Below are 8,038 nucleotides of genomic sequence, written 5' to 3' on the forward strand. Positions count from 1 at the left end.
TCTTCAGCGCCGATGGTAGTCGGGGGTTTCCCCCTGTGAGAGTAGGACGCCGCCAAGCATTACTTTTATCATCGCGGGGTGGAGCAGTTCGGTAGCTCGTCGGGCTCATAACCCGAAGGTCGCAGGTTCAAATCCTGCCCCCGCAACCAAATATATGATTAAATAAGGAGTGCCCTAAGGGTACAACTAAAATAATCTTATACAAATATGGTCCGGTAGTTCAGTTGGTTAGAATGCCTGCCTGTCACGCAGGAGGTCGCGGGTTCGAGTCCCGTCCGGACCGCCATTAATGTAAACGAAACGATCATGTTTTCGTTTTTTTTGTGTTTTCTTTTACTGTATCTTCTGCTTGGTGTCATAGCCAAGCTTTCTTTATATCGGGAACATCTTGGATATTCCAGCAAAATTCGATAAACTAGGAAGAGCACATATAGGCATATGCAGGGGTGAAAGGAGATTTTGGTTCATGGATGAATTTGATTTGATACATAGCATTACTCCGCGGACCATTCACCATTCTTCCGTTGATGTAGGAATAGGTGATGATGCAGCGCTCTACACTGCGAAACACGGCGTTCAGGAAATTGTTTGTGTTGATACTATGGTAGAAGACGTGCACTTCAAATTACACTATTCCTCACCTGAAGATATCGGGTATAAGGCGTTAGCCGTTAATATAAGTGATATTGCCGCGATGGGAGGCATTCCTAAGTTTTATCTGGTATCACTTGCGGTACCTTCAAAATGGACTGAATCTGAAATCAAGGCGATGTATGAAGGAATGAATGAACTGGCGAAACTATATCATATGGATCTGATTGGCGGCGATACAGTTTCTACCGCTGACAAATTAGTCGTTACAGTCACTGTGATCGGTGAAATTGAAAAGGGACAGGCCTGTTTGCGCAGCTTAGCAAAACCGAATGATATTGTGTTTGTAACCGGTGAAATCGGTTCTTCTGCAGCAGGGCTTTCTTTATTATTAGAGGAGACTCATCCTCAAAATTCTTCTATTGACACGGATTACTTTATACACAGGCATAAACGGCCTGAGCCAAGAGTAAGCGTCGGCAGATTTTGCTCGATTTTTAAACGGGCAGCTTTAAATGATGTTAGTGACGGATTGGCTAGTGAACTGAACGAGATTGCAGAAGCCAGCTGTGTTTCAATTGAAATTGTTGAAAGCATGCTTCCAATTCATTCTGATTTGCCTAAGCTTCATCCTAACTGGAAAGAATGGGCTTTGTTTGGCGGTGAGGATTTTGAGCTGACAGGGACGGTTTCAAAAGAGGAGTGGGAAGTGTTGAAGCAGCAGTGCGCAGCACGTCAACTTCCCATTACAAAGATTGGCCATGTCAGGGAAAAAACAAAATCTAAAGTGATCCTAAAAACAGATCAAACATCAATGATCTTAGAGAAAAAGGGATATAATCATTTTAAATAAGACGGGTGACTCGTGTGAAGCAATTAAAATGGAGAACTGTAAATCCAGAAGAAACAAAAGCAATTGCCAAGCTTGCGGCAGCGTTTGCTAAACCGGGAGACGTCCTGACATTAGAGGGCGATTTAGGTGCAGGAAAAACGACTTTTACGAAAGGTTTTGCAGAAGGGCTGGGAATTACACGTATTGTAAACAGTCCGACTTTTACAATTATAAAAGAATATAACGATGGCGTACTTCCTCTTTATCACATGGATGTGTATAGAATGGAAGATGAAAGTGAAGATTTGGGACTTGATGAATATTTTCACGGACAAGGTGTCTGTCTCGTTGAATGGGCTCATTTAATTGAAGAACAGCTGCCACAGGAGCGACTGCAAATTGTCATCAAAAGAGCTGGTGATGATGAGCGGGAAATTACCTTTACTGCTGTCGGGAATCGGTATGAAATGCTTTGTGAGGAGTTAAGTAGACATGACAATATTAGCAATTGATACATCAAATTATACATTGGGCATTGCGCTGCTTCGAGAAGACACTGTTATAGCAGAATACATTACATATTTGAAAAAGAACCACTCTGTAAGAGCGATGCCTGCTGTTCATTCATTGCTGAATGATTGTGATATGGCACCGCAGGACCTTTCTAAAATTGTCGTTGCAAAAGGCCCTGGTTCATACACAGGAGTAAGAATAGGTGTGACGTTGGCCAAAACACTTGCCTGGTCTTTAGACATTCCAATAAGTGCTGTATCAAGTCTTGAGACGCTTGCGGCAAATGGCCGGCATTTTGACGGTCTGATCAGCCCAATCTTTGATGCTAGACGGGGACAGGTGTACACAGGTCTGTATCAATATAAAAATGGGCTTTTAGAGCAAGTTGTTCCAGATCAAAATGTGATGCTGGCAGATTGGCTGGAGATGCTAAAAGAAAAGGATCGCCCTGTTTTGTTTTTAGGTCACGACACTTCTATTCACAACCAGATGATAAAGGATGTTCTTAGAACAAAAGGATTCATTGGAACTGCTGCCCAGCATAACCCGCGTCCTTCAGAATTGGCTTTTCTCGGGAAGGAAAAGGAAGCAGCTGATGTTCATGGGCTTGTCCCGGATTACTTGCGGCTGGCAGAAGCTGAAGCGAAATGGATTGAAAGTCAAAAGTAGGGTGATAGGATGAAAACAAAAGCAGCGGTCAGAAATATGCGGCTTGAAGATATAGATCACGTATACGAAATCGAAGCATCCTCCTTTACGTCTCCTTGGACGAAGGATTCGTTTTATCATGAGCTGCTGGAAAATCCATATGCTCATTATCTCGTGATTGAAAAGGACGGCCATGTTGTTGGGTATTGCGGGATTTGGATTGTGATGGATGATGCCCAGATTACAAATATAGCGATAAAACCAGAGTATCGCGGCAAGTCTTTAGGAGAAACGCTTTTTCGCTCAGCTGTTGAACTGTGCAAAGAAAAAGACGCAAGGCGGCTTTCGCTTGAAGTGAGGGTTTCGAATCATCCTGCTCAAGGCTTATATAAGAAATTCGGGATGCAGCCCGGCGGAATAAGAAAGAACTATTATACTGATAACGGGGAAGATGCGTTAATTATGTGGGTGACGATAAATGAGTGAGCAAAAAGACATGTACGTATTAGGAATTGAAACAAGCTGTGATGAGACTGCTGCAGCTATTGTGAAAAACGGGAAAGAGATCATTTCAAACGTAGTAGCCTCTCAAATTGAAAGCCATAAGCGCTTCGGAGGCGTTGTTCCGGAAATTGCTTCAAGACATCATGTTGAACAAATCACTTTGGTTATAGAAGAGGCGTTTCGCAAAGCTGGCATGACGTATAGTGATATTGATGCGATTGCAGTAACAGAAGGTCCGGGACTGGTGGGAGCGCTTCTTATCGGAGTGAATGCCGCTAAAGCATTGAGCTTTGCCCATAACATTCCGTTAGTAGGCGTTCATCATATAGCCGGTCATATATACGCGAACCGTCTTGTAGAAGACATCGTGTTCCCGGCACTGGCATTGGTCGTTTCAGGAGGCCATACAGAACTGGTTTATATGAAGGAACATGGATCATTTGAAGTCATTGGGGAAACCCTTGATGATGCGGCAGGAGAAGCTTACGACAAAGTGGCGCGGACGATGGGATTGCCATATCCGGGTGGACCGCAAATTGACAAGCTAGCTGAAAAAGGGAATGACAATATTCCGCTTCCTCGCGCATGGCTTGAAGAAGGCTCTTACAACTTCAGCTTTAGCGGATTGAAGTCTGCGGTGATCAATACGCTTCATAATGCATCCCAAAAAGGGCAAGAGATTGCTCCGGAAGATTTGTCTGCCAGTTTCCAAAATAGTGTGATCGATGTCTTGGTAACCAAAACGGCGCGCGCGGCAAAGGAATATGATGTCAAACAGGTCCTTTTAGCCGGAGGAGTAGCTGCAAACAGAGGCCTCAGAGCTGCATTAGAAAAGGAATTTGCCCAGCATGAAGGGATTACGCTTGTCATTCCTCCATTAGCTTTATGCACGGATAATGCTGCGATGATTGCTGCTGCTGGTACAATTGCTTTTGAAAAAGGAATTCGCGGTGCATATGATATGAATGGCCAGCCCGGCCTTGAATTGACTTCTTATCAAAGTCTCACGAGATAATAGCGTGAGACTTTTTATATGTTTGTTATTAACAGATAATTCACAATTTATCCACATGTCTGTGAGTAATTATAGAGATATAGATGGATAAAGGGCTGAAGTCGCTGTTAATAAAGTGGGTAAATTCAGAATATTTTGTGGATATTGTGTATAAAACGCTTACTTCGTTTTGCTTATTAGGGTATGTTCTGTGGATAAAAAGCACCTCTAAAAAGAGGTGCTTGACTTTTTTAATCTTCTTCTGTGGATAGTTCTTCCCATTCGGACAAAAGAGATTCCAGCTCCTGATTAAGCTTCTCATTGTCTGCATGGATAGCTTGTACTTTTTCATGGTCCTGATAGACTTCAGGGTCACATAGCAATTCATCATTGCGGCTGATGTTCTCTTCAATGGTTTGAACAGTGGTTTCAATTTCTTCAATCCGACGGAGTCGTTGGCGCTCTTTCTTTTTCCATTCTTTTTCTTCCTCGTAGGAACGTTTGGAGTCAGACTTCACTGTAGCTGGCGTTTTTTCAGTTTCCTCTTGCTGATTTATTTTCTCCAATTCAAGCTGCTCTGTTTTTTTCTCTGTATAATAATCGTAATCTCCCAGATACTCCTCTATATGGCTTGAAGAAAGCTCCAATACTCTTGTGGCGATTCTGTTAATAAAATATCTGTCATGTGAGACAAATAACAGTGTGCCTGGATAATCAATCAGCGCGTTTTCGAGAACTTCTTTGCTGTCTAAATCCAGATGGTTCGTCGGTTCATCAAGGATGAGAAAGTTGGCTTTTTGAAGCATCAGCTTAGCTAGAGCCAATCTTGCTTTTTCGCCTCCGCTCAGTGAATGAACTGGTTTCAGCACATCATCTCCGGAGAATAAGAAATTTCCGAGACACGTTCTGATTTCTTTTTCTGGGAGCCCGGGGTACTCGTCCCACAGCTCATCAAGGACACGTTTAGAGGAAGTCAGCTCAGCCTGTTCCTGATCATAATAGCCGACACTGACATTTGAGCCGTATGAGATCGTTCCTTGATCTGGTTTTAGGGTGTCTATCAATGTTTTCAGTAATGTCGATTTACCAATTCCGTTAGGGCCGACAAGCGCAGCGCTTTCTCCTCTTGTGAGCATGAATGACACTTCTGTTAAAAGCGGCGGCTGGTTTTCATAGCTGATTGTGAGATCCTGAACACGAAGGACTTCATTTCCGCTCTGTTTTGTAATATCAAAATGAAAGTTTGCGGATTTTTCATCGCCAAGCGGTTTTGACATGACTTCCATTCGTTCAAGCTGCTTTCTGCGGCTTTGCGCCCTTTTGGTGGTAGAGGCTCTCGCCAGATTTCGGTCTACGAAGTCCTGCAGCTTTGCAATCTCGTCCTGCTGCTTTTCATACATTTTCAGATCTTTTTCATACTGCGCGGCTTTTTGGTCGAGATAAGCGCTGTAGTTGCCGTGATACTTTTTGCTTTCTGCTCTTGATACCTCGTATACCTGGTTTACCACTTTGTCCAAAAAGTAGCGGTCATGCGAAACGATGAGGATGGCGCCTGAATAGCCTTGTAAATAATGCTCAAGCCAGGTAAGCGTATCAATATCCAGATGGTTTGTCGGCTCATCGAGAATGAGCAAATCAGGCTGTGTTAACAGAAGCTTACCTAAAGCCAGTCTTGTTTTCTGGCCTCCGCTGAGGCTTTGAACCTGTGTAGAATCGTCAAAATGGCTGAAGCCGAGACCATGCAGCACAGATCTTACATCCGCTTCATATTGATAGCCGCCTTTATCTTTGAATTCCTGCTGAAGGCGGTCGTAGGTTTTCATGATGCTTTCTAATTCACCCGGGTCAGCTGCCGCCATTTTTTCTTCCATAGCCCGCATTTCCTTTTCCATTGCTTTTAAGTGGTCAAAAACAGTCAGCAGCTCTTCTTTTATGGTAAGCTTAGAATCCAAGCCAGTATGCTGGGCGAGATATCCCATTGTAATATCTTTCGGTTTAATAATTTCGCCCTTTTCATACGAAAGCTGGCCTGCGATAATTTTAAGGAGCGTGGATTTTCCGGCGCCATTTCTTCCTACAATGGCGATGCGATCACGATTTCTGACTTCCAGCTTTATATTGTTTAAAATAGTATCAGCACCAAACGATTTGGACAGCTGATTAACTTGTAAGATCATCATATTATTTCACCTCTGCTATAATAAGTTAAGTGTAGCTTATGAACCAGAAGTCAGCAAACAATACATTGGCCATATAAGACATAGAGAAGAAAATAGTGTATGATCTGTTTAAGGAGCGTTTTAATATGAATGGATTTTCTCATTTTAATGAACAGGGCAGAGCCCAGATGGTGGATATCAGCGAAAAATCTTCGACTGTCCGTACTGCGGCGGCTGTTTCAAGCGTACACATGAAGAATGAAGTGTACGAGAAAATACAAAGTCACGATATCGGCAAAGGAGATGTACTGGCTGTCGCACAGGTGGCAGGCATTATGGCCGCAAAGCAAACGTCGAATATCATTCCGATGTGCCACCCCCTTTCACTGAGCGGGGTAGATATATCGTTTGACTGGAAAATAAAAGAAGCAGAAGTTATACTTCATATAAAAGCACAGGTCAAAACGAAAGGGAGTACAGGTGTGGAAATGGAAGCGCTCACTTCTGCATCGGTGTGCGCTCTTACCGTTTACGATATGTGCAAGGCCCTTGATAAGGGGATGGTCATCGGCCCTACTTTCTTGCTGGAGAAGACAGGCGGGAAAAACGGTGACTTTAAAAGAGAACTATCCGAGTATAATTTGGAGGACCAAAAATGAATAAGGATCAATCAAAAATTCCGCAGGCGACGGCGAAACGGCTGCCGCTTTACTATCGCTTTTTAAAGAATCTTCATGCGTCAGGAAAACAGCGTGTATCATCCGCTGAACTTAGTGATGCAGTAAAGGTTGATTCTGCCACGATTCGGAGGGATTTTTCCTATTTTGGAGCTCTTGGCAAAAAAGGATACGGATATAATGTGGATTATTTGCTGTCTTTTTTCCGAAAAACGCTTGATCAGGATGAGATGACAGACGTCATCTTGATTGGTGTCGGGAACTTGGGAACGGCATTTCTCCACTATAATTTCACAAAAAATAATAACACAAAAATTTCTATGGCTTTTGATATAAATGAGAGTAAAATAGGAACTGAGGTAGGCGGCGTGCCCGTCTATAACCTTGATGACCTTGAACAACACGTAAAAGATGAATCAGTTGCCATTCTTACAGTGCCAGCAGTAGCCGCTCAATCCATTACAGACAGATTGGTCGCATTAGGAATCAAGGGAATCCTTAATTTTACGCCGGCCCGTTTGAATGTGCCGGAACACATTCGAATTCATCATATAGATTTAGCAGTTGAGCTTCAGTCACTGGTTTATTTTTTGAAGCATTATTCAGTTTTAGAGGAAATCGAATAGAGGGAAAGGAGGAGCCCAAATATGCCGATCGGTCCTGGAAGCCTTGCTGTTATCGCAATCGTTGCTCTGATTATCTTTGGTCCCAAAAAGCTGCCTGAATTGGGGAAAGCAGCGGGAGACACACTTCGTGAATTCAAAAACGCTACAAAAGGATTAACGAGTGATGAAGAGGAAAAAAAGAAAGAAGATCAGTAAGTTAGGATGACACGAATGAAAGTGAATCAAATGTCGCTGCTGGAGCATATTGCTGAGCTTCGAAAACGGTTGCTGATTGTAGCGCTGGCGTTTGTCGTTTTCTTTATAGCTGGATTTTTTTTAGCGAAGCCGATTATTGTGTATCTGCAAGAAACAGATGAAGCGAAGCAGCTTACGCTTAACGCGTTTAACCTGACAGACCCGCTATATGTGTTTATGCAGTTTGCGTTTATCATCGGCATAGTCCTGACCTCGCCGGTTATTCTTTATCAGCTTTGGGCTTTTGTGAGCCCGGGTCT

Annotated in this window: 10 protein-coding genes and 2 tRNA genes; 11 read left to right on the plus strand and 1 reads right to left on the minus strand. The window is 43.2% G+C overall.

The features are described 5' to 3' along the window. Positions 1-72 precede the first annotated feature (72 nt). The 7 genes from RAC86_RS31755 (at position 73) to tsaD (ending at position 4,103) form a co-directional block, all read left to right on the plus strand. Positions 73-149: transfer RNA gene (locus tag RAC86_RS31755), tRNA-Met, on the plus strand. 60 nt (positions 150-209) lie between these two features. Beyond that, positions 210-286: transfer RNA gene (locus RAC86_RS31760), tRNA-Asp, on the plus strand. Between the two features lie 180 nt (positions 287-466). Further along, entirely contained in the window at positions 467-1,444 is a 978-nt protein-coding gene (gene thiL / locus RAC86_RS31765) for a thiamine-phosphate kinase (RefSeq protein WP_377886434.1), read from the plus strand. A 14-nt stretch (positions 1,445-1,458) separates the two neighbouring features. Beyond that, the gene (tsaE, locus tag RAC86_RS31770; RefSeq protein ID WP_014479022.1) at positions 1,459-1,935 is read left to right on the plus strand and encodes a tRNA (adenosine(37)-N6)-threonylcarbamoyltransferase complex ATPase subunit type 1 TsaE; all 477 of its coding nucleotides are present in this window, start codon (positions 1,459-1,461) and stop codon (positions 1,933-1,935) included. After that, positions 1,916-2,605, plus strand: a complete 690-nt coding sequence (tsaB, locus tag RAC86_RS31775) for a tRNA (adenosine(37)-N6)-threonylcarbamoyltransferase complex dimerization subunit type 1 TsaB (protein WP_377886435.1) — start codon at positions 1,916-1,918, stop codon at positions 2,603-2,605. Before tsaE ends, tsaB begins: the two co-directional genes overlap by 20 nt. A 9-nt stretch (positions 2,606-2,614) precedes the next feature. Continuing rightward, positions 2,615-3,070 (plus strand): ribosomal protein S18-alanine N-acetyltransferase, encoded by a 456-nt coding sequence (gene rimI, locus RAC86_RS31780; protein WP_128740073.1) that lies wholly within the window; start codon positions 2,615-2,617, stop codon positions 3,068-3,070. Then, positions 3,063-4,103 carry a tRNA (adenosine(37)-N6)-threonylcarbamoyltransferase complex transferase subunit TsaD gene (gene tsaD, locus RAC86_RS31785; RefSeq protein WP_003234076.1) on the plus strand — a complete coding sequence of 347 codons (1,041 nt, stop codon included), beginning with the start codon at positions 3,063-3,065 and terminating at the stop codon, positions 4,101-4,103. Before rimI ends, tsaD begins: the two co-directional genes overlap by 8 nt. Positions 4,104-4,333: 230 nt before the next feature. On the opposite strand, the gene RAC86_RS31790 is transcribed toward tsaD, so the two are convergent. Then, positions 4,334-6,262: an ABC-F family ATP-binding cassette domain-containing protein gene (locus tag RAC86_RS31790; protein WP_029317385.1), complete on the minus strand. Its 1,929-nt coding sequence runs from the start codon at positions 6,260-6,262 to the stop codon at positions 4,334-4,336. A gap of 125 nt (positions 6,263-6,387) precedes the next feature. On the opposite strand from RAC86_RS31790, the gene moaC reads away from it, so the two are divergent. From moaC to RAC86_RS31810, 4 genes are all read left to right on the plus strand, one after another. After that, positions 6,388-6,900 carry a cyclic pyranopterin monophosphate synthase MoaC gene (gene moaC / locus RAC86_RS31795; protein WP_003243499.1) on the plus strand — a complete coding sequence of 171 codons (513 nt, stop codon included), beginning with the start codon at positions 6,388-6,390 and terminating at the stop codon, positions 6,898-6,900. Next, a complete protein-coding gene (locus RAC86_RS31800) occupies positions 6,897-7,544 on the plus strand; it encodes a redox-sensing transcriptional repressor Rex (RefSeq protein WP_003234073.1) in 648 nt (215 codons plus the stop codon). The genes moaC and RAC86_RS31800 overlap by 4 nt, the downstream gene beginning before the upstream one ends. 21 nt (positions 7,545-7,565) lie before the next feature. Further along, positions 7,566-7,739, plus strand: a complete 174-nt coding sequence (gene tatAY / locus RAC86_RS31805; protein WP_003234072.1) for a sec-independent protein translocase protein TatAY — start codon at positions 7,566-7,568, stop codon at positions 7,737-7,739. Positions 7,740-7,745: 6 nt separating this feature from the next. Continuing rightward, the coding region (locus RAC86_RS31810) for a twin-arginine translocase subunit TatC (RefSeq protein WP_377886436.1) at positions 7,746-8,038 on the plus strand (293 nt) is incomplete at its 3' end.

The sequence above is a fragment of the Bacillus sp. LR_5 genome, from assembly GCF_042709275.1.